Raw genomic sequence first — 26,409 nt, forward strand, 5'->3', positions numbered from 1 at the left:
TAAGTGGCGGGGCTTTTTTAGGTTTGAGGCGTACTGCTACCTAGGCTTCTACGGCCAGTCGGATTTCAGCAGGGGCGCCTACCGTTTTATGTGCTGGTACTACCGTTACCACCACAAACTTGGAGGTAGGTGTGTTGCTGACTTTGGCTACGCTACCTACCGGCACCAACGGGTTGGCCTCGGGGAAATAAGCGGCTACGTTGCCTTTCGGAATGTCGTACGGCACGGCCACGAACTTCTCCACGGTGCGCTTTTCGCCTTTGTAATGGCTCGTGATGTCAATCAGGTCTTTGGCCTTGAGGCCTCGGTCGGCCATGTCCTGTGCGTTCATGAACAGTACGCGCCGCTCACCATGAATGCCGCGGTAGCGGTCATTGTACTCGTAAATGGTCGTGTTGAACTGGTCGTGGCTGCGTACAGTCATCAGCACCAGCTGGTCGGGCTCCAGGATGTGCTTTTCCAGCTCCGTGGTAGAGAAGTTCGCTTTACCGTTCTTGGTAGTGAACTTGCGCTCCCTAGGTCCGTTGGGCAGGTAAAACCCGCCGGGGCGGCGCAGCTTCTCATTGAAGTTCTCGAAGCCCGGAATGACCCGCGCAATGTGGTCGCGGATGACGTCGTAGTTTTCCGTCATGGCTACCCAATCGGCAATGTTGGTTCGCTCGCCGAGGGTGGCAATAGCCACTCCCGCCAGAATAGCTACCTCGCTCATCATCTGGCCTTCCAGCGGCACCAGCACGCCTTTGTTCTGGCTTACTACGCCCATGGAGTTCTCGCAGGAAGTCATCTGCTGTCCCGACTTCTGCATGTCAATATCCAGGTGGGTGAAGCAGGGCAGGAGCAGGCTGGTTTCGCCGGTAGTGAGGTGGCCGCGGTTGAGCTTGGTACCTACAAATACCGTGAGCTTCTGCTTGCGCATGCCTTCGGCAATAACCTCGGTGTCGGGGCCGGCCGCCAGCAGGTTACCGCCCAGGCTGAAAAATACCCTGGTTTTGCCTTTGTACATAGCCTTAATAGCCTCTACGGTGTCGTAGCCATGCTCATAGGGCGGCGTGAAGTTGAACTCCTTGGCCAGAGAATCCTGAAACTGCTTGGTAGGCTGCTCCCAGATGCCCATGGTCCGGTCGCCTTGCACGTTGGAGTGGCCGCGCACCGGGCAGGTACCTGCGCCAGGTTTGCCAATGGCCCCTTTCATCAGGTGCAGGTTCACAATTTCCTGGATGGTTTGTACGCCCTGGCGCTGTTGCGTTACGCCCATGGCCCAGCAGGTAATGATCTTCTGCTTGGTAGCCAGCATGTTGGCCGCTTCCAGCAGCTGCGCCCGCGAAATGCCGCTTACTTCCTCAATGTCTTCCCAGGCCGTGTTGCGGATGTTCTGCTCAAACGACTCGAAACCGGTGGTGTACTCAGCAATGAAGGCACGGTCTACTACCTGGCCGGGGTTCATGTCCTCGGCCTCAAACAAGTGCTTCATGATACCGCGCAGCAAGCCCATGTCGCCATCTACCCGCACCTGCAGGAACAGGTCGGTAATCTGGGTGCCGTCGCCGAGCAATGCGCCCAGCGCCTTGAAGGGGTTCATGAAGTCCTGCGGGTTCTTGAAGTGGTTCAGGCCAGCCTCCAGCAGCGGGTTTACGCTGATGATTTTGGCGCCGTTCCGCTTGGCCTTCTGCAAGGCCGAGAGCATGCGCGGGTGGTTGGTGCCCGGGTTCTGGCCAATAACCAAAATGACCTCGGCCTCATGAATATCATTGAGGGTAACGGAGCCTTTGCCGAGGCCCAGAGTAGGGCTAAGGGCGGCGCCGCTGCTCTCGTGGCACATGTTGGAGCAGTCGGGCAGGTTGTTGGTGCCGAACTGCTTGGCAAACAGCTGGAACAGGAAGGCCGGCTCATTGGGTACTTTGCCCGAGGTATAGAACAGGGCTTCATTGGGCGAGTCCAGCGCGTTCAGCTCATCGGCAATAATCTGAAACGCATCGGGCCAGGCAATGGGCGAGTAGTGGTTGTCGCCGGGGCGCTTCACCATGGGGTGCGTGAGGCGGCCGGCATTGTTCTGGTCGCGGTCCGTCATCTGCGACAACTGCGCCAGGCTATGGCGGGCAAAGAACTCCGGTCCGGCGGCTTTATCGTCGGCATCGGAGGCAGTAGCTTTCGCGCCGTTTTCGCAGAACTCTGCTACGGAGCGGTGGTCGTCGGGGTCGGGCCAGGCGCAGCTAGAGCAGTCGAAGCCATCCTTCTGGTTCATCTTGAGCAGCCCCCTAGTGCCGCGGTTTACGCCGCCTTCGCCCCAGCTAAACTCCATGGACTTGATAACGGCCGTTACGCCGGCTGCTACCTTGGCCCGCTCCTCCAGCTTGAGGCCGGTAAGCGCTTCTGGTGGCTGCGCCAGAATAGGGTGCAGGTACTTGGCGTTGGCTACATCAGGGGCAGGAATCACTGATTCGTCTCGTTGGTGTTGGGGGTCGGGCCGGTAATGGTCGTTGGTAGGGGCTACTCCTTGGTCGGGGCGCTCACCACTTTTGGGCACGTTATCCTCAGCACCTTGCTGTTCGGTTTTGCCAGCCTTGCTGGGATCTTCGATGGGGGATTTTTCCATGACAAGCAGAACAAATGAAGAGGAAAAGATAACGGAAAATCAGTCACTTACAGCAACTAAGCCCGCCTCTTTTTAGGGTGATTACTAGGGTTTGCGGTGGCGGTAAGCCCAGCCGCCGGCACGTGGAAGGCCGCGCCATTTGCTGGCGCGTGCTCCTGGGGAGAGCTAAACCCAAAGCCCGGCCGGCCACTACTGTTGCTAAAAGCATTCTGGCGGGCAATGGTTTGAATTTCAGACGAAGAAATGACAGCGGAAGTTGTGGAAACCCCGAATTTGACACGCCCTACTGGGCATGCTGCCCCGGGCTCCTAATGTTTGCAATCAAAGTCTTTTTCCACCAATACCTTCAATGGCTGCTCGTGGGCCATCATGAGCGTGGCGGAAAGGCCTACTTGGTCGGTTTGGGTCCAGTGAGTAGCTAGGGCAGCGGGCACTTTAATGGTCAGCGCCCCGGCCCCGTAGCCAATACGAAACTCTTCTGACTCGACGCGCTCCAGCGCATACGTGAAGGTTTCGGGCTCTGTGGGGCCTAGGGAAAGCACAACCGCAACGCGGCCGGTTTCGGCAAACTGCTGCACTTCGGCATCGGAAAGGCGGAGACGCAGGGAATTGTCTTCGAGGCGGAGTTTCATGAAGCGTAAATTGAGGTAGATTGTAACAGCTTTACGCAGAAATGGCCGCGTAGGCGGAAGCTGCTGCCCGCACGTGCGCCCGGCAGGGCTGAATATAGGCTTTCGTGTAAGAGAGAAGGAATAAGTAAGTATGGTGATATGATTGCGAAAGCTATGCTGTGCAGTTTCGGCGTGTATGTTGGGCTAGCGGTTGCTGGGCGCCCCGGCTGGGCCCAAACGGCCCGCCCTGATTCCAGCTTGCAAACCGATGCAGGCAACAGCCTGCGCCAGCACTACACCCAAGGGCTAGGCTACGAGTCAGGGTTGTATACCGGTCCCGAGTACGTCAACTATGTGAAGCGCTACATTGTAGGGCATCCGTTTTTGGGGGCAGGAACGCCCCAGGAAGGCACCCTGGACTATGCCGGCTTTACCTACCTGGGGTTGCCGCTGCGCTACGACCTAGTGCTGGACCAAGTGGTGCTGAAGTCGCCCTCGGGGGGGCTAGATATGAGCCTAGTAAATGAGAAAGTGAGCCGCTTTACTATTGGCCCACACGCCTTTATCCGTCTGGCGTTTACGGATTCTGCTACTACCGCTGGTATGCGCACGGGCTTTTATGAGTTGCTGGCCGATGGCCCGGTTCGGCTACTGGCTTTGCGCAGAAAAGAAATACAGGAGCGAGCCGCCACCGACGGTATGGAAGGCCATATAGACCAGAAGAATAAGTTCTTTATCAATACGCGTGGTCAGTATTATGAAGTAAGCAAAGCCAAAACGGTGGTGACCCTTTTTCCGGAAAAGAAAGCAGACCTACGCAAGTACATCCGGAGCCAGCACCTTACATTCAGCAAAGCCACGCGCGAGAAGTCACTGGTTACGCTGGCACGCTATATCAGCACCCTCGCGCAGCCCGTGCCCTAGTAAGCTGCTCTTGTATTCGCGCTCCTGATGATACGCGTGGGCTTATGCTATCCTGCCTGTTATGAATTCTTTTTATCGGTTTGTTCTGCTTGTTTTCTGGTGTGCGGGTAGCTTTTGCAGCTATGGGCAAACCCCTGAGCCCAGCGTGAGCGGTACGTTTCAGGGCCTGAGTCTGGAGCAATTCGTGCGGCAGCTGCAGGCCCAAACCAGCTATCGGTTTTTCTTTGATTCAACGGCCGTCAGGGGCGTGTCGGTTACGATGCAGGTGCAGGCGCAACCGCTGAGCAGCGTACTCCGGCAAGCCCTGGCCCCCACGGGGCTGCATTTCGCCATTGATGAGGAACACAACGTGTTCATCTCCGCTAGGGGGGTAGTATCAACCAACCTGCCCGAAAGCTATTTCCGCACTGCTCCCGGGGCCGTGGCTGCTGATGTAGCGCCGGGAGCAACGCCTCCGCCCTTAGCGCCCGAGCGCAATCGGGCTGCTGCCCCCAACACACGGTTGTATGAGATTGGCAACCCTAGTAGCGCCCCTGCCTCGGGCAAGGCTACTCTGGCCGGTCACATCCGCGAAGCCAAATCGGGCGAGGCGGTGCCGGGTGCCTCGGTGTACGTGGAGGCTCCAACGATTGGCGCCTCTACTGACCAGTTTGGCTATTATGCCCTCACCCTGCCGGTGGGCCGCCACACACTCAACATTCGTGGCATTGGCATCAAGAACACCCAGCGCCGTATTATGCTGCACGCCGAGGGGCAGTTGGAAGTGGAGGTGGAGGAAGACTTTACGAACCTGAAGGAGGTAGTAATTGAGGCCGAGAAAGACAAGAATGTAGCGGGTATGCAAATGGGCCTGGAAAAGCTCGACATCAAGACGATGCGCCAGGTGCCCACGGCTTTCGGCGAAACCGATATTCTCAGGGTGGTGCTTACGCTGCCGGGCGTGAAATCAGTAGGAGAGGGCAGCACCGGCCTAAGCGTGCGCGGCGGCAACACCGACCAGAACCTGATCTTGTTCAACGACGCCACCGTGTACAACCCGTCGCACCTGTTCGGCTTCTTTTCAGCCTTTAATCCGGATATTCTGAAGTCGGTTGAGCTTTACAAAAGCGCCATTCCGGCACGCTATGGGGGGCGGCTTTCCTCGGTGCTGGATATTGCCACCCGCGACGGCAACAAAAAGAAGCTTTCCGGCTCGGGTGGCATTGGGGCGCTCACCAGCCGCCTCACGCTGGAAGGCCCCATCATCAAAGACAAAAGCTCGTTTCTGGTTGGTGGCCGCACCTCCTATTCCGACTGGTTGCTGCGGGCCCTGCCCAACCGCGACCTGCGCGAAAGTGCGGCTTCCTTCTATGACCTGAGCGCCCACCTCAGCCACGAACTGAACGAGAAAAATACGCTCTACGCCACCGGCTACCTGAGCCGTGACCGGTTCCGGCTGGCCGCCGACACCTCCTACACCTACCACAACCGCAACGCCAGCCTGAAGTGGAAGCATATTTTCAGCAACAAGCTCTATGGCGTGCTTACGGGTACATACAGCCAGTATGCCTACCAGATTGCCAGCGAAAAGAACGCCGTGAATGCATCGGAGCTGTCGTTCGGCCTGCGCCAACTAGGCGCCCAGGCTGATTTCAGCTACTTCCTGAATACCAAGCACACCGTTGATTTTGGGGCCACTACCCTGCGCTACCGCGTAGACCCAGGCCGGCTGCAGCCCTTAGGCGAAGAGTCGTTGATTCTCAAAGATGAGCTAGCTCGCGAACAGGCCCAGGAAAGCGCCCTCTACCTTTCTGACCGCATTGATCTGGCGCCGCGGCTGGCCGTGGTAGTAGGGCTGCGCTACTCGCTGTACCAGGCGCTGGGCCCGCGCGATGTCAATCAGTATTTGCCCGGAGCGCCGCGCACCGTCGGCAACATCAGTGATACGGTGCGGTATGGCGCGGGCAAGAGCATCGCCACGTATCATGGCCCCGAGTACCGACTGTCAGTGAAATATGCGCTGTCGGAGAAGTCGTCGGTGAAGGCCAGCTTTAACCGCACTCGCCAGTACATCAGCCAACTTACTAGCACCACCTCCATTTCGCCTACCGACACTTGGAAGCTAAGTGACAGGTACTTGCGGCCCCAGGTCGGCGACCAGGTGGCGCTGGGCTACTACCGCAACTTCCGCCGCAACACCATCGAGACATCGGTGGAAGCTTATTACAAGCGGATGCAGGATGTGGTAGACTATAAAAGCGGCGCCAAGCTGCTGCTCAACCATCACCTGGAAACCGACCTGATTAATGCCGAAGGCAAGGCCTACGGAGTGGAGCTATCTATCAAGAAATCATCGGGTAAGATTAACGGGTGGCTGAACTACACCTATTCTCGCTCGCTGGTACGCATCAACCCCGAGGTGGTCACGGAGCGCATTAATGGCGGACGCTACTACCCCAGCAACTTCGATAAACCGCATGATGTGATGCTGGCCGGCAACTACCGCTTTAGCCGCCGCTTCAGCACTTCCCTCAACTTCAACTACAGCACCGGGCGCCCTATTACGCTGCCGCTGGCCCGCTACTACGTGGAAGATGTAGCCCGCGTATTCTACTCTGACCGCAACGCCTACCGCGTGCCCGACTACTACCGGCTGGATTTTGCCATGAACATTGAGGGTGGCCACAAAGTCAAGAAGCTGGCGCACAGCTCCTGGACGCTCTCGGTATATAACCTGACGGGGCGCCGCAACCCGTACTCGGTGTTCTTTAAAACCCAGAACGGTAAAATCGTGGGGTATCAGCTTTCCATTTTTGGGCAGCCTATTCCGACGGTTACCTACAACTTCAAGTTTTAGTGAAGCGCTCTATGCCGCGTATAAAGCACTTTTTGATCTGGTTACTAGTAGCGCTAACGCTGCCCAGCTGCCTCGACCCATTTGAGCCGGAGGTGGAGGGTACGCCCGAGGGCTATCTGGTAGTAGGCGGCTTTATTAACCTGAATGGCATAACTACCATTCGGTTATCGAGGGCGCAGGGGGTAGCGAATGCCGCAGCCGCCGCGCCCGAAACCAAGGCCACCGTTACGGTCTGGGATGATGCCGGCGCCTCGTTTGCGCTTTCGGAGCAAGCGCCGGGTAGCTATAGTTCGGCCCTTCTGACTTTAAGCGACGCCCGAAAGTACCAAGTTCGGCTGCGCACCTCGGCGGGCCGCGAGTATGCGTCGGAGCTGGTGGTGGCCAAGAGCGCGCCGCCCATTGATAGCATTTCCTGGGCCGTTGAAAACCGGGGCGTGCAGTTATACGTGAATAGCCACAACCCCACCAACAACTCGCGCTACTACCGCTGGACCTACGCCGAAACCTGGGAGTTTCAATCAGCTTTCAGATCTAATATCGAGTATGTTAACGGCACTATCCAGGAGCGCACCGAAGATATTTACCGGTGCTGGGGCTCGGCCAACTCCAACACCCTTCTGTTGAGCAATACCGTTCGGCTGAGTGAGGATGTGGTGTCGGAATTTCCGCTAGTGTTGCTGCCTCGAAACTCCGTAAAGCTGCGCTATAAGTACAGCGTGCTGGTTCGGCAATACGCCCTCACGCCCGAAGAATACGCCTACTGGGAACTGCTGAAAGCCAACACCGAAAGCTTGGGCGGCCTCTTTGATCCGCAACCTACCCAGCTCACGGGCAACGTGCGCTGCCTGACCGATGCCGCGGAGCCTGTAATTGGGTACATTGGGGCGGGCGCCGTTACGGAAAAGCGCCTGTTTATTGCCAGCACCGAGCTGCCTGATATTCGCTATGAAACCGGCTATGGAGGATGTAGAGACATTGATACCGTGTTGGTTAAAGATGCCTCAACCGCTTTCGCAAGCCCGGCGTATTTGCCCCTCTATAACATCTATATTCCTCAAACCAGCATCCTGATTGGCTACGCGGCGGCCACTGCCGAATGCACCGACTGCCGCCGCCGTGGCACCAACGTCCGGCCCGACTTCTGGCAGTAAGCCTCACCTGCTTTGTTCAGATCCTTCATTTTCTTTACTACCGTGAGTTCTTCGCTCAACCGTTTTCGGCTACTCCGCCAAACTCCTAGCGTATGGCTGTGGTGGGTGGTAGGATGGTGGATGGCCGGGCTAGGTAGCGCCGCGGGGCAAACCGGGCCCGGCAGCATTCCGCAGGCGCTGGCCCGCTATGCCCAGCACTTGCCCACCGAAAAGCTGTTTTTGCACCTAGACCGGCCGTGTTACGTGAGTGGCGAAACCATGTGGTTTGCGGTTTACGCTGTGGAGGGGGCTAGGCATCAGCCACTGGCAGCCAGTACTGTGGCCTATGTAGAGGTGTTGGACCAAGAGCAGCGGCCCGTGGCGCAAGGCAAAATTGGGCTGCGTCAGGCCCTGGGGCAGGGTTCATTCGTATTGCCCGCCGAGCTTGTTTCGGGGCAATACACCGTCCGGGCCTACACCAACTGGATGAAAAACTTCGGGCCCGCGCTGTATTTCCAGAGCCTCATAACCATCGTGAATACCCGCACCCCGGTAGGACCACCGGTTGCTCGCATGGCGGCTGCTTTCGACCCACAGTTTTTTCCCGAGGGCGGCTACTTAGTACAAGGTCTGACTAGCAAAATCGGCTTTAAGATTACGGATGGCCGCGGAAAAGGCGTGGCCGCCGAGGGCACTGTGCTGGATGAGGCTGGGCAGCCGGTGGGTCGTTTCCGTACGCGGCGGTTTGGGCTGGGCAGCTTTTCCTTTACGCCTACCAAAGCGGGTGCTGCTTATACAGCCGTTATCCGGGTTGGCACGCAGCACACCATAACCAGCGCCTTGCCCCCAGTGCAGGCCCAGGGCTACGTGCTTCGCCTAGAAGATGTTAGTGCAGAGCAGGTTCGGGTGGTGGTGCAGGCTAGTGGCGCTGGCTTGGCTACTGAGCCTCTTTTTCTGCTAGCACATACCCGGCAGCAGCTGGCCTTTGCGGCTGAGGCGCAGCTAGGTAGTGGCCAAGCTCAATTCTTAATCGAGAAAAAACAGCTAGCGGCGGGTATTACGCATTTTACGCTCTTCAATAGCAAGCGGCAGCCCCTATGCGAGCGGCTCTACTTCCGGCCGCCCACCAACACCCTAGCCCTTACGGCCCGCCCCGATAAAGCCCAGTACGCACCCCGCCAGCAGGTACGCCTGCAACTGGCGGCCGCCCTACCCCCCGGCGCCTCGCAAACCGCCCACGTATCGGTGGCCGTGTACCAGCTCGATTCATTGTCAGCCGCAGGAGGCGCGGATATCTCCAGTTACCTGTGGCTTTCCTCTGATTTGAAGGGGACTATTGAAAACCCGGCGTATTACGTCTCGGCTCCAGATACAGCCGTGGCCGCCGCTGCCGACAACCTGATGCTGACGCAGGGCTGGAGCCGGTTTACGTGGGCTGAGGTGCTAGCAGAAAAGCCGGCGCCTATAGCCTATCTGCCCGAGCTCAATGGCCACCTAGTGCGGGGCCGGGTGCTCCACCGCTCTACTGGCACTCCGGTAGCGGGCATCCCGGTGTATCTCACAGCGCCGAGCCGAGCCATTCAGCTTCATAATTCCATCAGCAAGCCCGACGGCAGTATTCAGTTTGAAATGCCCCACCTGTACGGAACCAAGCAGTTGCTGGTACAGCCCAACCTGCGGCGCGACAGCCTCGTGCAAGTAGAACTCCTCAACCCGTTCTCAGAGCATTATACGCCGGCTCCCAAGGTTCCCTTCACGCTGCCTGAGCGCTTGGCCGCGAGCCTTCGCCGCCGACATGTGCAGGCCGAGGTACAGCAGCACTATGTAACTCGGCCGGTGGTGTACCACATGCCCGCTACGGACACCGTGGCGTTCTATGGCAAGCCCGATGAGCGCTATTTGCTCGATACCTACACTCGGTTTAAGGTGATGGAAGAGGTAATGCGCGAGTACGTGCCTGGCGTGCTGGTCCGGATTCGGAAAGACGGGTTTCACTTTCTGGTGCCCGATGACAATGCCCGCACTACCCGCGAAAATCCACTGGTGCTGCTAGATGGCATGCCGGTGTTCAATACCAACCAGATTATGGCTTTTGACCCCCTGAAAGTGCAGAAGCTGGAGGTGATCAGGAAACGATATTTCGTGGGGCCGCTCGTGTACAACGGCATCGTAAGCTACACCACCTACAAAGGCGATTTAGCTGGATTCCCGCTCGACCCGCGGGTACTGCTCCAGGAGTATGAGGGCGTGCAGGGCCAGCGCGAGTTTTACGCGCCGCGCTACGAAACGCCCCAGCAAGTCCAAAGCTGGCTACCCGACTTCCGCAACTTACTGTACTGGAATCCGGCCGTGAGCCTAACCCCCGGCACCAGTTCCGAGCTTACCTTCTATACCTCCGACCAAGTAGGTGCCTACCAAGTAGTGGTGCAGGGCCTTTCCGGCACCGGGAATACCGGCAGCACCACGTATACCTTTGAGGTAAAGCCGGCTTTATAAGACCGAGGCCGGCGCTACGTGAGCCGCCACTTGTGGCTATACACGTTGTAGCGGTTCTGGCGCACGAAGCCGCAGAGCGTCATGCCGAAATCCGTAGCTGCTGAAACGGCCAGGGAGCTTGGAGCGCCCACGGCAGCTAGTACCGGAATGCCTGCCACGGCAGCCTTCTGCACCAGCTCAAACGAGGCCCGCCCGCTCACGAGCAGCACCGTGTTGTGCAGTGGCAACATGTCCTGAAACAGGGCCGCGCCAATTACTTTATCCAGTGCGTTGTGGCGGCCCACATCTTCGCGCAGCAGCAGCAGTTCGCCTTCCGGCGAGAACAGAGCCGCCGCGTGCAGACCGCCAGTTTGCTCAAATAATTCCTGGGCAGCCCGCTGGCGCTCGGGAAGCTGGTGCAGTACAGCCGCTTCTACATAAGGCCCAGCGGCAGGCAGCACGGGGCAGGCCGCGGCGTGCACCGCCTCAATGCTGGTTTTGCCACACACGCCGCAGCTGCTGCTGGTATAGAAATGGCGCTCCAGGCGAGGCAAATCGGGAGAGGCGCTAGGGGCCAGCTCGGCCCGAACTACATTCTCTCGTTCCTCTTCTTTTTCCACATCGGGGCAGTAAATGATGCCCTGCAGGTCCTGGCGGCCCCGGATGATGCCTTCGGTAAGTAAAAAGCCGGCGGCCAGCTCAAAATCGTGGCCCGGGGTGCGCATGGTAATGGAAAGCGTGCGGTGCTCCCGCTGTTCACTAGGCCCAAAACCCACCCGAATCTCCAGGGGCTCTTCGGCAGCCAGCACATCCGAGGCTTCGGTTATTTCCGTGCCCTGCACTTTGTGCACGGTAACGTAATCATAGCTGGTAGGGGGCAGAAAAACGGGCGCAGACACGGCAGCAGATCAAGGGGAAGAGAAGATACAAGAGCAGACGGGGGCCGCCCGCTACCCCAGCAGGACGTAAGCGCCGGCTGTTAGGTTAACCTTATGGCCCAGAAGTAAGTTTAGCCATGACACACCTTCGCCAGCAGGAAACCGCCCGCTGATAGCGGCCCGCATGGCCATACCTAGTATCTTGTAGAATGCTTACCACGGAAGAACGCCAAATATATCGTCGGCATTTACAACTGCCTGAAATAGGCGAGGCGGGCCAGCTCCGCCTGAAAAATGCCCGCGTGCTGGTAGTAGGAGCCGGCGGTTTGGGCTGCCCTATTCTGCAATATCTGGCTGCCGCCGGCGTGGGCACGCTAGGCATTGCCGATGCCGACAAAGTGGAAGCCAGCAACCTGCAGCGGCAGATTCTGTATGGCCCCGCTGACCTGGGCCACGCCAAAGGCACTGCCTCCGCCCGGGCCATTCACCGCCTCAACCCGCTCGTGCATACCCAAGTGCACAACTGCCGCGTCACGCTGGGCAACGTGCGCGACCTAGTAAGCAAATACGACCTAGTAGTGGACGGCTCCGACAACTTCCCTACGCGCTATCTGCTGAATGATGCCTGCGTGAGCTACGACAAACCGCTGGTGTCGGGTGCTATCTATAAGTTTGAGGGGCAGGTTTCCGTCTTTAATTACAAGGGCGGCCCCACGTACCGGTGTTTGTTTCCGCAGTCTCCTTCGTCCTCAGAGGCACCTAACTGCGATGCTACCGGTGTGTTGGGCGTGCTGCCGGGGCTAGTAGGTACGGTTCAGGCTACGGAAGCGCTGAAAGTAATCCTTGGCATCGGGGAGGTACTGTCGGGGCGGCTATGGCTGCTCGATGCTCTTTCCTTCGAAACGCGCACCCTGCGGTTTGCCCGGCAGCCTGCGCAGGCCCTGCTGAACCTCGATACCGCCCCCGTCAGCGACTACGCCGACTTGTGCGGCGTCAGCATCCGCAGTATTTCGGTTACGGAGCTGCACACGCTGCTGGAGTCGGGCCAACCGCCATTTTTGCTGGATGTGCGCGAGCCCCACGAGTTTGCCGCCAGCCACTTGCCCGGCGCTACGCTGCTGCCCCTGGGCAGCCTGGAGAAAGGAGTGCCTGCCTTGCCCAAACAACACCCCGTGGTGGTATACTGCCGGAGCGGCCGCCGAAGCGCAAAAGCCATTGAGCAGCTCCAAACCAACTTCGGCCTTACCAACCTGCTCAACCTAGAGGGCGGGATTCTGGCCTGGGAAGAGCAGGAGCGCGTGGTAGGGCTGTAGCAACCACCCCTGAACTGAATGCCGCGGAAGAATGCCTGACAGCAGGCGGCTTCCGCTCATGCGGCGCTAATTCCGTACTTGCGTACAAATCTGGCCAGCCGAGAGGGGCTTGGGCTGCCTGTGTGGGGTAGTACTTGTTCTCGGGGCCGGCTTCTTAGTGTAGTATCACCTGCTTTCTTTATGCCGCTTGCTGCCTCGCCGCTGGCCCGCCGTCCTCGCCTCCGCTTTGACCGAAACGAATTTGCCGGCGCGCTCGGGGACTTAGGTACGGACTTACCCTTGCTCATTGGCATTATTGCGGCCTCGGGCATCAACAGCGCCGGCGTGCTGGTCATGTTTGGGCTGATGCAGATTTTCTCGGGCCTGTGGTACGGTATGCCCATGCCCGTGCAGCCCCTGAAAGCCTTTGCTGCCCTGGTCATTGCCCAAAAAATTCCGGGCCGCATTATTTTTGGCGGCGGGCTGGCCATTGGCATCGGTATGTTTCTGCTGTCGGTATCGGGGCTAATTGATGCCCTAGCCCGTTTGGTGCCCAAGCCCGTGGTGCGCGGCATTCAGTTCGGCTTGGCCTTGCAGCTGGCTACCCTGGCCTTGAAAGAATACGTGCCCGCCGATGGCCTAGCGGGGTTTGCGCTGGCGGCCGCCGCGTTTCTGGTTACGGTAGTGCTGCTGGGCAACCGCCGCTGGCCAGCGGCCCTAGTGGTGCTGGTGCTGGGTGTCAGCTATGGGTTGGTCTTTAAACTCGACCTAGGCACGGCCCAACGCGCTATTGGCCTGCACTTGCCCGCCTGGCATGTGCCCCAGTGGGCTGATATTCTGACGGGCGCGGTGCTGCTGGCCCTGCCCCAGATTCCGCTTTCCCTAGGCAACTCGGTGCTGGCTACCCGGCAGGTGGTAGAAGATTACTTTCCGGAGCGGCCCCTTACGGTGCGGCAAATTAGCTTCACGTACTCGCTCATGAACCTCGTGAACCCGTTTCTAGGCGGCTTTCCGGTGTGCCACGGCTCGGGCGGTATGGTGGGGCACTATACGTTTGGCGGACGCACGGGCGGCTCGGTGGTGCTGTATGGGCTGCTGTTTCTGGTGCTAGGGCTCGTATTTAGCCAAGGCTTCCAGCAACTGGTTCAGATATTCCCGTTACCCATCCTGGGCGTGCTGTTGCTGTTCGAGGCCCTGACGCTGGCCACGTTGCTGCGCGACATTAGTGGCACGCGCTCCGATCTGCTGCTGGCCTTGCTAGTAGGCCTGCTGTGCAGCGGCCTGCCCTACGGCTACTTAGTGGGGCTAGTGACGGGCACGGCGCTTTATTATGCCATGCAGCGCGGCTGGGTAGGACTAGGCAAGTAAGCTGCCGGAAGTATGGTTACCTTGCGGGCGGGGAACGGGCTACGGCGCTGCATGCGGCTGGCAGCCACTCTACGGTTGGCCCGGGCAACGATTCGCGTATGGAAGAAAATGTACTCTGTCAGGTTTGGAAAACAGTGCGAATGGAGGCCGGGCCGCATCCGTTTCAGGGCTACTGGAGCACCGGCGACAGCAAGCTCTTCGACTTTCGCTTTCTGGATGCTCCGCAACTCGCCTCTACTGCTACTCCGGCGGCCAACTGGACCCGCGACGCCGACAAAATCCGGCACCCGGGCAATGAAACGGCCCTGTATCTGCTGATTCAGGCCGCCACGCCCGAGTACCTGGTGCTGGAAATGCACATGCTGTACTCCGGTCAGGATCGGCACACGCTCACGCTCTATCTGGTTCCAGATACTTTGAGCGCACGTAGGGCCTAGTCGGGTTGGGAGGGTACGTGTTCCGGAGTCGGCACGGCCGGGTTGCGGCGCGCAATCCGGTACATTACCGAAAGCACCAGGTTGTTTTTGGAGGTGCGGCTTTGCGGCGTGAAGATGTTCTGGTCGTAGTGGGCGGCCGTGTAGTTCGACTGATGCAACCAGCCAGCCTGCAAGGTCCAGTTGGCATCAAACTGATACCCTACGCCGCCATACACCCGGTTACGCTCAAAAAACGGGCCCTTGGGGTTGAGGAATATCTCATCATACGCCGACAGAAAAAACGTCTGGTCGGTGATGGTGACGTGGTTGAGGGGTAGAAAACCATTCAGGCGGTACCGGATGCGGTTGCGGAACGTAGAGGAGCCGGCGGGTGTGATATTATCCCGGAAGGAAAACCAGCGTTGCTCTACGCGGTAACGGTGCTCTACCTTTAGGCGGGCGCTGTAATGCGTGAAGGTTACTTGCTGCCAGAGGCGCTTTTCCACGTTCAGCGGTCCGTCGCCGAGGTCCCGGTAATCGGAGGTAGAGTAGCGGCCCCCGGCTACCATAACGCTGAAGTTTTTAGAAATATCGTAGCTGATGCCGCCCTTCAGCTCATTGTAAAAAAACTGCCGAAACAGGTTGTTGGAGCGCGCCTGCACCTCGGCATAGCCGCCCCAATGCTTGGGCCCGCCCGGCAGCACCACCGTCCCGATGGTCCAGGTGCCCCAATGCGGATCTGCAATGGCATTGGTTTGAGCCTGCGCCGACTGGCACATAGCGCCGCACCAAGCAGCCGTCAGGAGCAGAATAGCAGAAGATTGGGAGAGCAACATGGCCTAGGGAAGAAGGAAGGCAAAAGTATAGAGCGCCGTTGTCGGATACACCAATCGAGGGGCAGAATAAGGTAAACTCGATTAAATGGGCAAACACCAATTAGCGTAGCACTCGAGTAGTTTCAGCTGGTAGCAGGTCTGGCACTTTGCAGCAGCAGACATCACACAGAAGAGTTACGCTATACGCTAAACGGCACCGCCGGATGAAGTAAATACCACCATCATAGCACGCTTTGGAGCACTGCCTGATACTCGGCGTTGTCGGTGAGGCCGTTGTGTCCGGCGCCGCGCAGCGTAATAAACTGGTCCTGGGGTTTCAGCAACGACTTCAACTTCAGGCTTGCTGCATGGCTGATTAGCTCGTCTCGCTCCCCGTGGAAAATAAGGATGGGCGCACTAATCTGCGGCACCACTTCCTCGGTATTGAGGGGGTAGCGCAGGATAGCGCTCGGAATCCAGGGGTAATGCTGGCGGGCCACGGCGCGCATACTCAAGTAAGGCGCCTGCAAGATCAGCAGCTTGGGGTGGTACCGGGCGGCGAGCCAGGCTGCCGCGCCAGTGCCCAATGAGTAGCCCAGCACAACGGTGCGGTCTTCGGGGTATTCCTTTAAAACGTGCCGATACGCCACTTCTACATCCTCGAGGAACTGCTCTTGGCTGCTGATGTGGCCCTCGCTTTTGCCGTAGCCGCGGTAGTCCAGCAGGAATACGTCGTAGCCGAGGCGCGTGTAAGTAGGCGCAACCATTCCCCAATCATCGAGGGCGCCGCCGTTGCCGTGCAGATAGAAAACCAGGCCTTTGGGTGTGGGCGTTTCGGTGCGGAAGTGCAGGGCATGTAGTTGAGTGCCGTCGGCTGTAGTCACCCAGCGCTCCTCAAACCGCCCCGGAAACAAAAATCGGTGCTGCGCCGACAGCTTGGTAGGAAAGAACAGCAACCGCTCTTGCTGAAAATACAGCAGCAGACATACCGCCACGTACACTACCGCACCCAACCCCAGTATCCAGAGAAGAACTTTCATCTTGCTTCAAACATACGTGGGTTTCACGTAGTCTGGTAGTTCTTCCGTGTGCCCTCACCGATTTGATAAGGTGCCTAGGGGCTTCTTACCCCCCAATCGTGCTCATCGACTCGAAGCTGAGCTGATGCAGCGGGCGCTGGCTTTCGGCCTCAAAGCCATTAGCGGCGCGGTTGCGGAACGCGGTTTTTAGGGCCTCCGCAATTTGCTCATCCGAGGAGCCGCCGCGCAGCAGCGCCCGAATATCCAGTACGCCCTGGTCGTAGAGGCAGGTTTTGAGGCCACCTTCCGCGGTGAGGCGAATACGGTTGCAGGTGCCGCAAAACGTACGCGAATATGCTGCAATGATGCCCAAACGGCCCTGGTGGCCGGCTACAGTGTAGTGCGAGGCGGTGTCGCCGGGGCGGGTGCTCACGGGGGTCAGCTCGCCTAAGTTTAAGGCCAGGTGTTCCCGAATGCGGTTATGGTTCCAGGGCAGGGTAGCGGCGTGGCTGCCACCGTTGAAGGGCATTTCCTCAATAAAACGCACATCTACGGGCAGCTCGCGGGTCAGCTCGGCCAGGGGCAGAATGTCCTGCGTGTTCTGGCCGTCCATCACTACCGCGTTGATTTTCACCCGGATGCCGGCCGCCAGCAAGGCATAAAACGTTTCCATCACGCGGGGCAGTTCGTCGCGGCGCGTGATGCTGGCAAAGCGCGCCCGGTCCATCGTATCGAGGCTGAGGTTCACGGCTTTCACGCCCATGCGGGCTAGCTCTGGCACATACGGCGCCGTAAGCACACCGTTGGTGGTCATGGTCAGCTCCTCAATGCCCGGAATCTCGGCCAGTCGGTTCATAAACGGCACCAGGTCGCGGCGCACGAAAGGCTCGCCGCCGGTCAGGCGCACTTTGCGCACGCCCAAGCCAGCCATAATAGCTACCAGACGTTCCATTTCCTCGTAGGTCAGTAGCTCCTGCTTGGGCAGATACTTAATGCCTTCTTCGGGCATGCAGTAAAAGCAGCGCAGGTTGCACCGGTCCGTGACGGCCAGCCGCAGGTATTCCAGCGGACGGCCGTGGTTATCAAACAAAACGGACGGAACAGCAGCAGGCATAGCAGGCAAAAAGAAGCGTATCGCGAAGTCCGCGAATGTAAAGCAAAGGCGGATACTACATCCCTAACAACCGGATGACCCAGATTGTCAGTCCTCGAAAAGAATTCTGCGTAGTTGGCTCCTCTACGAAGATTACTAGGCAGAAGATGTTCCGGAACCCAGACAACAATGCCAACCCGCCGTAGTTTAGCCTACAGCAACCGAAATTGCCGCAGCCACTAGCCCCTGAAGTTGCGTAAACCGTGGCATACTTTGCGTAATCACTCTACGATAATGAACCTGAAAATAGCTTTGTTTGGCATTGCCCGCGAAATAGTAGGCCGCTCCTCGCTAGAAGTTTCGGCGCCCGAAGGCCAGTCGGTGCAGGCGCTGCTGGCCTCATTGCAGGAGCAGTACCCAGGCTTGGGCCGACTTTCGAGCCTAGCCGTGGCCGTCAATAATGAATATGCCCCTGCGGATGCTGCGTTGTCGGAGCGGGATGAAATTGCTTTGATTCCTCCCGTTAGTGGGGGGTAGCAACCGCTGACTAGCTCTGAAGCCTAACGCGCCCGTTTATCGTCTGCGTTGGGTTTCAGCCAGGTTACTAGCCCTTGCCAGCACGCCAACTGCCCTAGAAGTGGTGGGTTGGGTGCGCTGTTTAATCTTCCTTCATTCTGCTTGCTCCTTGATTCACATCGACCTCATTGACCAGCCCATCGACGTACTGGCCGCCTTGCAAACGGTGCAGGCCGATGGCGCCGGTGCTGTTAACACGTTCATTGGCACCGTTCGCAATAAAAGCACGGGCCGCCCGGTCATTCGGCTTGAGTATGAAGCCTATGACAGCATGGCGCTGCACCAGTTGCGCAAAGTAGCAGAGCAAGCCGTGGAGAAATGGCCCATGCTCCAGAAAGTCACCGTTATTCACCGCAAAGGCACGCTCTACATTGGCGATGTAGCCGTGATTGTGGCCGTATCGACCCCGCACCGCGCCGAAAGCTTTGACGCCTGCGAATATATTATCGACACGCTCAAGCAGGTGGTAACCATCTGGAAAAAAGAGTTCTACGAAGATGGCGACGTGTGGGTAGCCGCGCATCCGTAAGGATTTGACCAACAACGAGGCCTAGTACCCGCCGGTATTTTCTCCCAGTACTTGGGAAAAAATACCGGCGGGTACTAGGCATTTGCTTTACTGCAACTCATGTTTGGCCTGCTCAGCTTCCTCTGGTGTGTTCACGTTGCGCAGCTCCTCGGGCGCCGGCGCGGGCAGCAGATTGATATCGGAATTGATTAGCGATTTGCGCGGACAACTGTAGCCCAGGCTCAGGAAGCGCAGCAGCGTGCCGTAGCTACTAGGTTCCCAAATAGTGATAAGCGGCTCGGGCCATTCGTTTTCGGGGCTTTGGAAGGCCGTGGCCATTTTGCCGGCCTGCCGATGCTCTACCAAATGGCCCAACGTAGTTTCGGAAAGAAACGGTAAGTCGCAGGCTACCACCAGCCAGGCCGCGTTAGGGTCGAGGCGGAAGGCCGACAGCAGTCCGCTCAGGGGCCCCAAATCTGCAAACGTATCAGGCAGGGGCCGCAGTCCGGCATACTCCAGCTCCACCACCTGGTCGGGGCGGCAAGAAACGTGCACATCTTGGCAAAATTGGGCGAGTAGCTCGGCGGCGTGTGCGCGTTGCTCCTGGCCATGATAAGCCAGCTTACCTTTATCCTGGCCCATTCGCTGGCTTCGGCCCCCAGCCAGCACCAGGCCGCGCAGGGGAGGAGCCGCCGCGTGCCATTCCTGCAAAATCAGGTCGGCTAGGGCTTGGGTGTCGTGGAGGGGTAGTACGGGCACCTGTACTTCGGCCAGATGGGCGCGCAGATAGGCGGGCACCTCCGTTACGCCTTCGGGCAGCAGCAGGGCGCGCACATCCGTAAGGCGGTCGAGCTTCTTTTCCACGGGCTTGGCGGGGTCCAGAATCACGAGTTGCTGCCGGGCCCGAAAGTGGTTACCGTTTACAAGCACCAGGCTTTGGTGCTGCAGCCACTCCTGCTGGCTAAACTTGTCCAGCCCACGCTTCACATCCAGCCTAGTGAAGGTGATTTTATCGGTGAGCTCCGCGGCGGCCCCGGCTTGCAGAATCGCAGCTTGGCCGCCGCTGCCGCCTTGGGCGGCATCGTCGCCGGCAGCATGGTCGGCATCTACATACGACACTTGCAACTGGCTGGTAACCAGCGAAATAAGCCGAGTTGTCAGCTCCTTAATTTTGCCGCAGGGTGCTCCCAGAATAGCCAGCTCATGCCGGTTAAACTCGCCCAGGTGGGGCCGGGCCAATTGGGCGTGCTTGGTGCGTGGCGCTCCTTTTGGCTCTTCAGAAGTACGGTTATCCGGCATGATGAAAATCTTGTTTGCCGCCGGTTTTTTCCAGCAAGCGTGTTTCCTGAATTACAATGTTGTGCGACAAGGCTTTGCACATATCATAAATGGTAAGAGCGGCCACCGAGGCACCGGTGAGGGCTTCCATTTCTACCCCAGTTTTGCCGGTTACAGTAGCGGTGCACTCAATCACCACGGCATCTTCGCCATCAGGCTCAATGCGCACCTGGCAGTCGTCGAGGCCAAGCGGATGGCAAAGCGGAATCAGCTCTGAGGTGCGCTTGGCGCCCATAATACCAGCCAGAATAGCCGTCTGAAACACGGGGCCTTTGCGGGTAGGTAGGTCGCCTTCCTTTATCAGGGCCATAATTTCGGGCCCGAGGACCACGCGGCTGCGGGCTCGAGCCACACGACGGGTAGGCGTTTTCTGGCCCACATCAACCATGGCAGGTTGGCCGGCAGCGTTCAAGTGAGTGAGTTTGGAAGAAGCAGACATAAAGAGGAAAAAGAAAGCGAAAGCTGCAGCGTGCCATACACGGCTAGGCGGGCCCATTGGGCGGGGTACAGCCGCTCAAATTGGAAAGGCGAAGCGGCTTAAGCAACAGCTCCTGATACGCGAACCGTTACGTTTGCGCTGCCTAACTGGCCAGAACGAGTTGCCGTTGCGGCATCTTGCCAAACAACCAACCTAATTACCCGTTGGTTAACGGCGCAAGCTAACGCTTACCCTACATTCGTGCCCATGCTCACCGTTCAAGAAGCCACCCGCCTCGTACTCGCTACCATCCACACGCTGCCCCTAGAGCATCTGTCGTTGCCGTTGGCGGTGGGGCGCGTGCTGCGCGAAGACCTACGCGCCGATCGGGACTTCCCGCCCTTCAATAGGGTAGCCATGGATGGCATTGCGCTGCGGTTTGCGGCATTGGAGGCCGGACAGCTAGAGTTTCGCATCGAAAGCACGCAGTTTGCGGGTCAGCCCCCTACCCCCCTGCAAGACCCTAGCGCGGCCATTGAAATCATGACCGGCGCCGCACTGCCCGAGGGCCTTGATACGGTCATCCGCTACGAAGACCTCACCTTCCGGACTGATGAAGCTGGTAACCGCCTGGCCGCCGTGCAGGCGCTACCCCCGCGCCAAGGCCACAACGTGCACGCCCGCGCCGCCGACCGCCAGCAGGGCGACTTGCTAGTACCGGCCGGTACGCGCCTGGAGCCCGCCGAGGTAGCCGTAGCGGCTACTATAGGAGCCGCCACGGTTGCCGTCACGCGCCGGCCTAGGGTGGCCGTGGTTAGCACCGGTGATGAACTGGTGCCCATCACGGAGAAGCCCGCCGCCCACCAGATTCGGCGCTCCAACGCCCTGATGCTGCAGGCCGCGGCCTGGCAGGCCGGCGCCGAGGCCGACACCTTTCATTTTGATGACGACCCCGCGGCCCTGCGCCATGGCTTACCGGCGTTGCTGGAAGGCTATGATACTGTGGTACTCAGCGGGGGCGTCTCGAAGGGAAAGGCCGACTTTCTACCCGAAACCTTGCGGGAGCTAGGCGTAGAGCAGATTTTTCATGAGGTGCAGCAGCGCCCCGGCAAGCCGTTCTGGTTTGGACAGCATCCGGGCGGCGCCGTGGTGTTTGCCTTGCCGGGCAATCCAGTTTCCACCTTTGTGAATTTTTACCGCTACGCCCGGCCCTGGCTGCTAGGGGTACAGCAGCCCGCAACCCCATCAAACCTGGAGGTAGTTTCTGGTTTATTGGGTGGCCCAGTGCCTGCCGTGCTAGTAGAGGATATTCAGTTTCGGCCCCGCCTCACGCATTTCCTGCTTGTGAGCCTAACTCCTGGCCCCGATGGCCGCCTGCTCGCCATTCCCGAACGCGCCGGTGGCTCCGGCGACATGGCCAGCCTGCTCACGTCCAGCGGCTTTCTAGAGTTACCCCCAGAGCAGGAGAACTTTTCAGCCGGCAGCGTGCTACCCGCGTGGCGGTTTCGAGAATAAAAATTACTGCTTCAGTAGCGCGTGCAACGTTGCTCCTGTTTGGAGAATCTGCCGACGGTTTGGCTCTCGTCCTTCGCACTCCTCAAAATAGTCAGGTGCGTAAAAGCTGACTTCTCGCGCGCCAGTGCGAGTCAAGAGGTGTAGCGTAATGGTATCGCCATCGTCAATAACACATACAGTATGGGTAGCGCTGTTGCGGATGTGCCAAAGCTGAGTTGGACGCAGACTTCTCCATGCTTGTGCCGAGGTCAACGGTAGTACCGGCTGGAGCAGTAAATACTGGTTGGTATCGGGTAAGGTGCTTTTGAAACGACTTTGCCGTAGAGCAAATTGCTCATGTAGTTTACCCGGCACGTATCGGCCTATAGTGCCGTAAGGGCTCCGGTACGTAAAGAAGTACACATTCTGACCCTGCTTGGCTAGGATTAGCATGTTGGGCCCAGGTGACCATGTTGAAGCAGTTAGATACACCAGTGTGCTGTCGAAATGCTGCTGAAAAAACCGGAATAGTGGCGGGGATGTCGTCCGCTCCTGCGCGCAAGCTGGGTAGGAAACCAGACTAGTAAACAGCAGACTGCCCGCCAGCAGTAGAGGCAATAGCTTTATATATGATAACAAATATATCAAGCAGTGAAGGTGGAGAATAGAAAGTAAATCATAGGCGAGCTTATCCTTATCCCTCGAAATCGTGGCCGCAGGTGAAGCAGTGGCATTGGGGCTTTTCGGGGGCTAGTAGCCAGAGGCGCAGCTTGGTGAAGAGGGTATCGGTGGGTTGGGGTAGATGCCGACACACTACATCGTGGTGCTGGCAGCGGGGGCAGCGGGGCGTGCCAGCAGCGGTTTCGGCGGCTTCGTGGGGTAGTGCGTGCATGGGTGTGCGGTGCGGGTGCAGCAAGTCCTGTGCAGCCGCTACATCGGGCTCCCGCACATACAGGCGCACCCCACCCGAGAGCACCGAGCCATACGGTCGGTTTTCATTGCTCAGAAAGCACGGGATGCCCTCCGCATCGAGCCGGTTTTTTGCTAAGTGAGCCGCAATAGTATCCGCAAAGGTGTCGAGCAGCACAATGGCCGGACCGGCGGCGTCTGAATCAGAGAACATGTGCTTAGAAAGGGTTTGCCCAGTAACAACAAAAGCACCCGCGAAGGTGCTTTTGCTGCTGAAAAGTACTGGCTGGCTGTTACTTAAACAAGGCCAACGCTTTCACAAAGGTCTGGGTGACGCCCCAGGCCAGCGGAATGCCTACAATAAGCCAGGCAATGGCTACCGATACGGTCGAGCTGGGCGAGGCATCGGGGGCAGTGGTACGGTTTGCGGAAGTATCCATTTGCAAGTGAAGTCGGAGTAAGGAAAAATAAGACTAGGGCCTCGTGAGGCACCAAGCCTAGGCCACGGCTTTCTGAGGAGCAGCTTCTTTCTCGAAGTACTTTTCTGCCACCGGCTTTACCAAAAAGTTGGCAATCAGGCCAATGACAAGCAGGCCCGCCATGGCGTAGAACACGTTCTGATAAGCCGCCGCGCCTTGCAAATTGTTGGCTTTAGCATTGCTGTGCAGGAAATTCACAATCAGCGGGCCTAGTACACCGGCCGTGCTCCAAGCCGTAAGCAGGCGGCCATGAATGGCTCCTACCTGTACTTTCCCAAACAAGTCGGAGAGGTACGCCGGAATGGTCGCAAAGCCGCCACCGTACATACTCAGGATAACACACGACACCACCACGAACAGGGCCAGCGAAGCACTAGCTCCCAGGGTAGGCACCAAGGCATACAGCAAAATGCCCAGCCCAAAGTAAATGGCATAGGTGACCTTGCGCCCTAACTTATCGGAAGCCGACGACCAGAAGAACCGACCAAGCAGATTAAACAAGCTCAGCAGCCCGACGAAGCCTGCTGCGGCCGCGGCCGTTACGCCTCGGCCTGCCCCCATCACGTTATCCGAGAAAGACTCCTGAATAAGGGGCGAAGCAGTTTCGAGTACCCCAATACCGGCCGTTACGTTCGTGAGCAGCACCACCCACAACAGCCAGAACTGCGGCGTTTTGATGGCGTTATCGGCCGTAACGTTGCCACTTGTGATCAGCGCGCTGTGCTCGGTAGGAGCCACATAGCCCTCGGGTTTCCAGTCATCGGCCGGCACCCGAATGCTCCAGACGCCAAACTGCATGAAAATCAGATAAATGACACCCATGGCAATGAAGGTAGGCGCCACGCCAAGCGGTGCGGTATCCTTGAAATGGTCCATTAGCGCCACCGATAGGGGCGAGCCGATCATGGCGCCGCCGCCAAAGCCCATGATAGCCATGCCAGTTGCTACCCCCTTGCGGTCGGGAAACCACTTGATAAGCGTACTCACCGGCGAGATATAGCCAATGCCTAGGCCTATTCCGCCCACAAACCCGTAGCCGAAATACACCAGCCATAGGTTGTGCAGGTGCACGCCCAACGATGCAATAAAAAAGCCGCCGCTAAAACATAGGGCTGAGGCCATCATGGCCTTGCGGGGGCCAACCCGTTCCAGCCACTTTCCAAACACCGCCGCCGACAAGCCCAGCAGCACAATGGCAATAGAGAAAATTACGCCCAGTTGGGCCGGAGTCCAGTCGGTGGGAGCCGGAGCATCGGGGTTACCGCTGATGAGCGCCCCCAGTGGTTTCTTGAATACGCTGAACGCATACGCCTGCCCAATGGCCAGGTGAATGGCCAGTGCAGCGGGCGGAACAAGCCAGCGGTTGTAGCCTGGGCCGGCTATAGTTCGGCTGCGGTCCAGTAAGGAAGCGTTTGCCATACGTGAAGGGGTGTTTTTGTAGTAGAGAAAAGAACGGACTGACCACCCGTTAGCTGGCTGGAAGCGCTCAGCTTTACGTGTTGGTCCCTGATAAGGTAGAAGGCTTTTACAGGCTTTCTAAGGAAGAGTTCAACTATTTTTTGCTAACTACCTATAGCTTCAGCCGTTACATAGGGCTTTGACTTCCAGTGAATCTGCAATCCTACCAGTTCAGCTCAGGCTAATATCTGTATCTACATGCTTGTTTGAGGCTTTTTTCAGAAACCCTGGCAACCTGAGAACTGCTGAGTAGGGAGTGCGAAAGTGTTAGGTGCTGCTGTGCCCGCAACCTCTGCTGCCGACGCTAGGCTTCGGGCCCGGGCATAAAAAAAGCTCCACCGTGAGGTGGAGCTTTGGAATAGGGTTGAGGCCAGAAGGCAACCTAGGGCTGCTTTACGGCTTCGCCGAGGTCTTTTACGTCGCGGCCGGTTTCCAGGGCCGTAAACTCGGTTTGCAGCGCCCGGATGTGCAGCTCGTCGCGGCCCTTGATATCGAGGCGGATGGCCCGGAACTGTGCGTTCAGGCGGCGGCTGATGGTAGTGGCATAATCCCAGTCGCGCTGGGTCCATTGGGTGCGGTTGGCGCGCACCTGCTTCATAAACTGTACAAAGGCAGGCTCAATGGTTTGTGGAGTAAGCTGCTCTACGTTGGCATAGGTGCCGAGTAGCTCATTCGTGAAGGCTGCTTCTGCCGCTTTATCAAGCGGCTGCCGGCTGCGGGCCCGCGAAACGGAATCGAAGCGGGCGGCCCGGCGGCCGGCCGTGCGCAGCTTAGTTGCCGCCCGGTCAGCCAGAGTATCTAGCTTGCGGGCTTCTTCTTTCACAATATCCTGACGTTCGCGTGGGGTGGAGTCGCAGGCAGTCAGCAGCAGAGCAGCCGGAAGCACAAGTAAACGGAGGTAGTTCATGCCGGAAAGGTAAGAGTTGTACGCAATAGGTAGCGCCGCCTAGCCGGCGGCAGTACCTCGTACGGGAAAACCCTGGCGGAAGCTGCGCCGCTGCTAGGTGCTTACTGCGGCCGAAGCCGGAACGTAAACGGCAGCTCGTGCCGCGACACCACGGCCCGGCTACCAATGCGCGCCGGAATCCACTGGGCCGGAATGGTCCGGGCCACGCGCAGCGCTTCTTCATCGCAGCCGGAGCCAATACCCAGCAGCACCTGGTGGTTAGAGGCCTGGCCTAGCGTATCCACCACAAACGATACCAGCACCCGGCCCTGCACGTTCTTGCTTTGCGCCGACTCAGGGTAGTTGAGCTTCGACATGTATTGTGCCAGGGCCGCGTCGCCGCCTATAAAGAATACGGGGTGCGTAACCCGCTGGCGCGTCCATTCGCCAGAGGGCGTTTGCACCTGGTAGGGAATATCATCAAACGGACGATAAAACAATAGCTTCTTGGCGGTGTGGTCGTACTTCTGGGCCACTACTTGGCTTCCGTCACGGGTATAGGCGTAGTATTCCCACACGCCCACTTTTTCGCCTTTTTCAAGCGTACCGCTTTCAATTTCGTTTTTACGCAGCTTTTGCGCCTGGGCTGCGCTGGTACCCAATAGTAAGAGTAGAAGTAACAGGTGTTTCATGCTGTACATGACAAGAGTGGGAATTCGGGGAACGGGTAGGCAAAAAAGGGCAGGCAGCCGACTGAACGAGCAGTCGGTATGGAACCGATTGTAAAAACGAGTCTTAGTTTAGTTATATGCAGCGCCTGGGCTGCTAAAGGTGGGAATTAGGCGGGTGGGAGCATGTACGCACTGTTGTACGGCAAAAAAGAAGCTGTTATT

General features: G+C 58.3%; 23 protein-coding genes. 10 read left to right on the top strand and 13 right to left on the bottom strand.

The annotated features are described in order from the left end of the window. Window positions 1-40: 40 nt before the first annotated feature. A complete protein-coding gene (locus ACYVGU_RS14550) occupies window positions 41-2,593 on the bottom strand; it encodes an FdhF/YdeP family oxidoreductase (RefSeq protein WP_460622660.1) in 2,553 nt (850 codons plus the stop codon). A 308-nt stretch (window positions 2,594-2,901) separates the two neighbouring features. Further along, complete coding sequence (locus ACYVGU_RS14555; protein ID WP_460613347.1) at window positions 2,902-3,225, bottom strand: DUF7009 family protein; 324 nt, start codon at window positions 3,223-3,225, stop codon at window positions 2,902-2,904. A gap of 138 nt (window positions 3,226-3,363) precedes the next feature. Between ACYVGU_RS14555 and ACYVGU_RS14560 the strand changes: the two genes are divergently transcribed. From ACYVGU_RS14560 to ACYVGU_RS14575, 4 genes are all read left to right on the top strand, one after another. Then, entirely contained in the window at window positions 3,364-4,128 is a 765-nt protein-coding gene (locus tag ACYVGU_RS14560; protein WP_460622661.1) for a hypothetical protein, read from the top strand. A gap of 61 nt (window positions 4,129-4,189) precedes the next feature. Further along, window positions 4,190-6,964 (top strand): carboxypeptidase-like regulatory domain-containing protein, encoded by a 2,775-nt coding sequence (locus ACYVGU_RS14565; protein ID WP_460622662.1) that lies wholly within the window; start codon window positions 4,190-4,192, stop codon window positions 6,962-6,964. A gap of 11 nt (window positions 6,965-6,975) precedes the next feature. Continuing rightward, window positions 6,976-8,115: a DUF4249 domain-containing protein gene (locus ACYVGU_RS14570; RefSeq protein WP_460622663.1), complete on the top strand. Its 1,140-nt coding sequence runs from the start codon at window positions 6,976-6,978 to the stop codon at window positions 8,113-8,115. A gap of 42 nt (window positions 8,116-8,157) precedes the next feature. Continuing rightward, the gene (locus ACYVGU_RS14575; RefSeq protein WP_460622664.1) at window positions 8,158-10,590 is read left to right on the top strand and encodes a hypothetical protein; all 2,433 of its coding nucleotides are present in this window, start codon (window positions 8,158-8,160) and stop codon (window positions 10,588-10,590) included. A 14-nt stretch (window positions 10,591-10,604) separates the two neighbouring features. Here the strand turns inward: ACYVGU_RS14575 and fdhD are convergent, their stop codons facing one another. Beyond that, a complete protein-coding gene (gene fdhD, locus ACYVGU_RS14580) occupies window positions 10,605-11,468 on the bottom strand; it encodes a formate dehydrogenase accessory sulfurtransferase FdhD (RefSeq protein WP_460622665.1) in 864 nt (287 codons plus the stop codon). 188 nt (window positions 11,469-11,656) lie between these two features. Here fdhD and moeB point away from each other — a divergent pair, with 188 nt between their 5' ends. The 3 genes from moeB (at window position 11,657) to ACYVGU_RS14595 (ending at window position 14,544) form a co-directional block, all read left to right on the top strand. Then, window positions 11,657-12,760: a molybdopterin-synthase adenylyltransferase MoeB gene (gene moeB, locus ACYVGU_RS14585; protein WP_460622666.1), complete on the top strand. Its 1,104-nt coding sequence runs from the start codon at window positions 11,657-11,659 to the stop codon at window positions 12,758-12,760. A 180-nt stretch (window positions 12,761-12,940) separates the two neighbouring features. Beyond that, complete coding sequence (locus ACYVGU_RS14590) at window positions 12,941-14,107, top strand: putative sulfate/molybdate transporter (protein ID WP_460622667.1); 1,167 nt, start codon at window positions 12,941-12,943, stop codon at window positions 14,105-14,107. A 98-nt stretch (window positions 14,108-14,205) separates the two neighbouring features. Then, window positions 14,206-14,544 carry a hypothetical protein gene (locus ACYVGU_RS14595; RefSeq protein WP_460622668.1) on the top strand — a complete coding sequence of 113 codons (339 nt, stop codon included), beginning with the start codon at window positions 14,206-14,208 and terminating at the stop codon, window positions 14,542-14,544. Here the strand turns inward: ACYVGU_RS14595 and ACYVGU_RS14600 are convergent. The 3 genes from ACYVGU_RS14600 to moaA all read right to left on the bottom strand — a co-directional run bounded on the left by ACYVGU_RS14600 (window position 14,541) and on the right by moaA (window position 17,471). After that, complete coding sequence (locus tag ACYVGU_RS14600) at window positions 14,541-15,359, bottom strand: DUF2490 domain-containing protein (RefSeq protein ID WP_460622669.1); 819 nt, start codon at window positions 15,357-15,359, stop codon at window positions 14,541-14,543. The two genes, ACYVGU_RS14595 and ACYVGU_RS14600, sit on opposite strands and share 4 nt — an antisense overlap. A gap of 221 nt (window positions 15,360-15,580) precedes the next feature. Beyond that, a complete protein-coding gene (locus ACYVGU_RS14605) occupies window positions 15,581-16,378 on the bottom strand; it encodes an alpha/beta hydrolase (protein WP_460622670.1) in 798 nt (265 codons plus the stop codon). A gap of 85 nt (window positions 16,379-16,463) precedes the next feature. Next, the gene (gene moaA / locus ACYVGU_RS14610; protein ID WP_460622671.1) at window positions 16,464-17,471 is read right to left on the bottom strand and encodes a GTP 3',8-cyclase MoaA; all 1,008 of its coding nucleotides are present in this window, start codon (window positions 17,469-17,471) and stop codon (window positions 16,464-16,466) included. 273 nt (window positions 17,472-17,744) lie between these two features. On the opposite strand from moaA, the gene moaD reads away from it, so the two are divergent. Further along, window positions 17,745-17,987, top strand: a complete 243-nt coding sequence (gene moaD / locus ACYVGU_RS14615; RefSeq protein WP_460622672.1) for a MoaD/ThiS family protein — start codon at window positions 17,745-17,747, stop codon at window positions 17,985-17,987. Window positions 17,988-18,135: 148 nt separating this feature from the next. Continuing rightward, window positions 18,136-18,555 carry a molybdenum cofactor biosynthesis protein MoaE gene (locus tag ACYVGU_RS14620; RefSeq protein WP_460613360.1) on the top strand — a complete coding sequence of 140 codons (420 nt, stop codon included), beginning with the start codon at window positions 18,136-18,138 and terminating at the stop codon, window positions 18,553-18,555. A gap of 87 nt (window positions 18,556-18,642) precedes the next feature. On the opposite strand, the gene ACYVGU_RS14625 is transcribed toward ACYVGU_RS14620, so the two are convergent. Then, window positions 18,643-19,833: an NTP transferase domain-containing protein gene (locus ACYVGU_RS14625; protein WP_460622673.1), complete on the bottom strand. Its 1,191-nt coding sequence runs from the start codon at window positions 19,831-19,833 to the stop codon at window positions 18,643-18,645. Then, window positions 19,823-20,311 (bottom strand): cyclic pyranopterin monophosphate synthase MoaC, encoded by a 489-nt coding sequence (gene moaC / locus ACYVGU_RS14630; protein ID WP_460622674.1) that lies wholly within the window; start codon window positions 20,309-20,311, stop codon window positions 19,823-19,825. Before moaC ends, ACYVGU_RS14625 begins: the two co-directional genes overlap by 11 nt. Window positions 20,312-20,557: 246 nt before the next feature. Between moaC and ACYVGU_RS14635 the strand changes: the two genes are divergently transcribed. Further along, window positions 20,558-21,805, top strand: a complete 1,248-nt coding sequence (locus ACYVGU_RS14635) for a molybdopterin molybdotransferase MoeA (protein WP_460622675.1) — start codon at window positions 20,558-20,560, stop codon at window positions 21,803-21,805. 673 nt (window positions 21,806-22,478) lie between these two features. Here ACYVGU_RS14635 and ACYVGU_RS14640 read toward each other — a convergent pair. From ACYVGU_RS14640 to ACYVGU_RS14660, 5 genes are all read right to left on the bottom strand, one after another. Beyond that, window positions 22,479-22,907 carry a putative signal transducing protein gene (locus ACYVGU_RS14640; RefSeq protein WP_460622676.1) on the bottom strand — a complete coding sequence of 143 codons (429 nt, stop codon included), beginning with the start codon at window positions 22,905-22,907 and terminating at the stop codon, window positions 22,479-22,481. A gap of 79 nt (window positions 22,908-22,986) precedes the next feature. Then, window positions 22,987-23,133: an MFS transporter small subunit gene (locus ACYVGU_RS14645; protein WP_460613367.1), complete on the bottom strand. Its 147-nt coding sequence runs from the start codon at window positions 23,131-23,133 to the stop codon at window positions 22,987-22,989. A gap of 57 nt (window positions 23,134-23,190) precedes the next feature. Then, complete coding sequence (locus ACYVGU_RS14650) at window positions 23,191-24,591, bottom strand: OFA family MFS transporter (protein WP_460613368.1); 1,401 nt, start codon at window positions 24,589-24,591, stop codon at window positions 23,191-23,193. Window positions 24,592-25,012: 421 nt separating this feature from the next. After that, window positions 25,013-25,537 (bottom strand): hypothetical protein, encoded by a 525-nt coding sequence (locus ACYVGU_RS14655; RefSeq protein ID WP_460622677.1) that lies wholly within the window; start codon window positions 25,535-25,537, stop codon window positions 25,013-25,015. 101 nt (window positions 25,538-25,638) lie between these two features. Beyond that, window positions 25,639-26,208, bottom strand: a complete 570-nt coding sequence (locus ACYVGU_RS14660) for an energy transducer TonB (protein ID WP_460613370.1) — start codon at window positions 26,206-26,208, stop codon at window positions 25,639-25,641. Between the last annotated feature and the right edge of the window lie 201 nt (window positions 26,209-26,409).

Source organism: Hymenobacter tenuis (assembly GCF_054780495.1).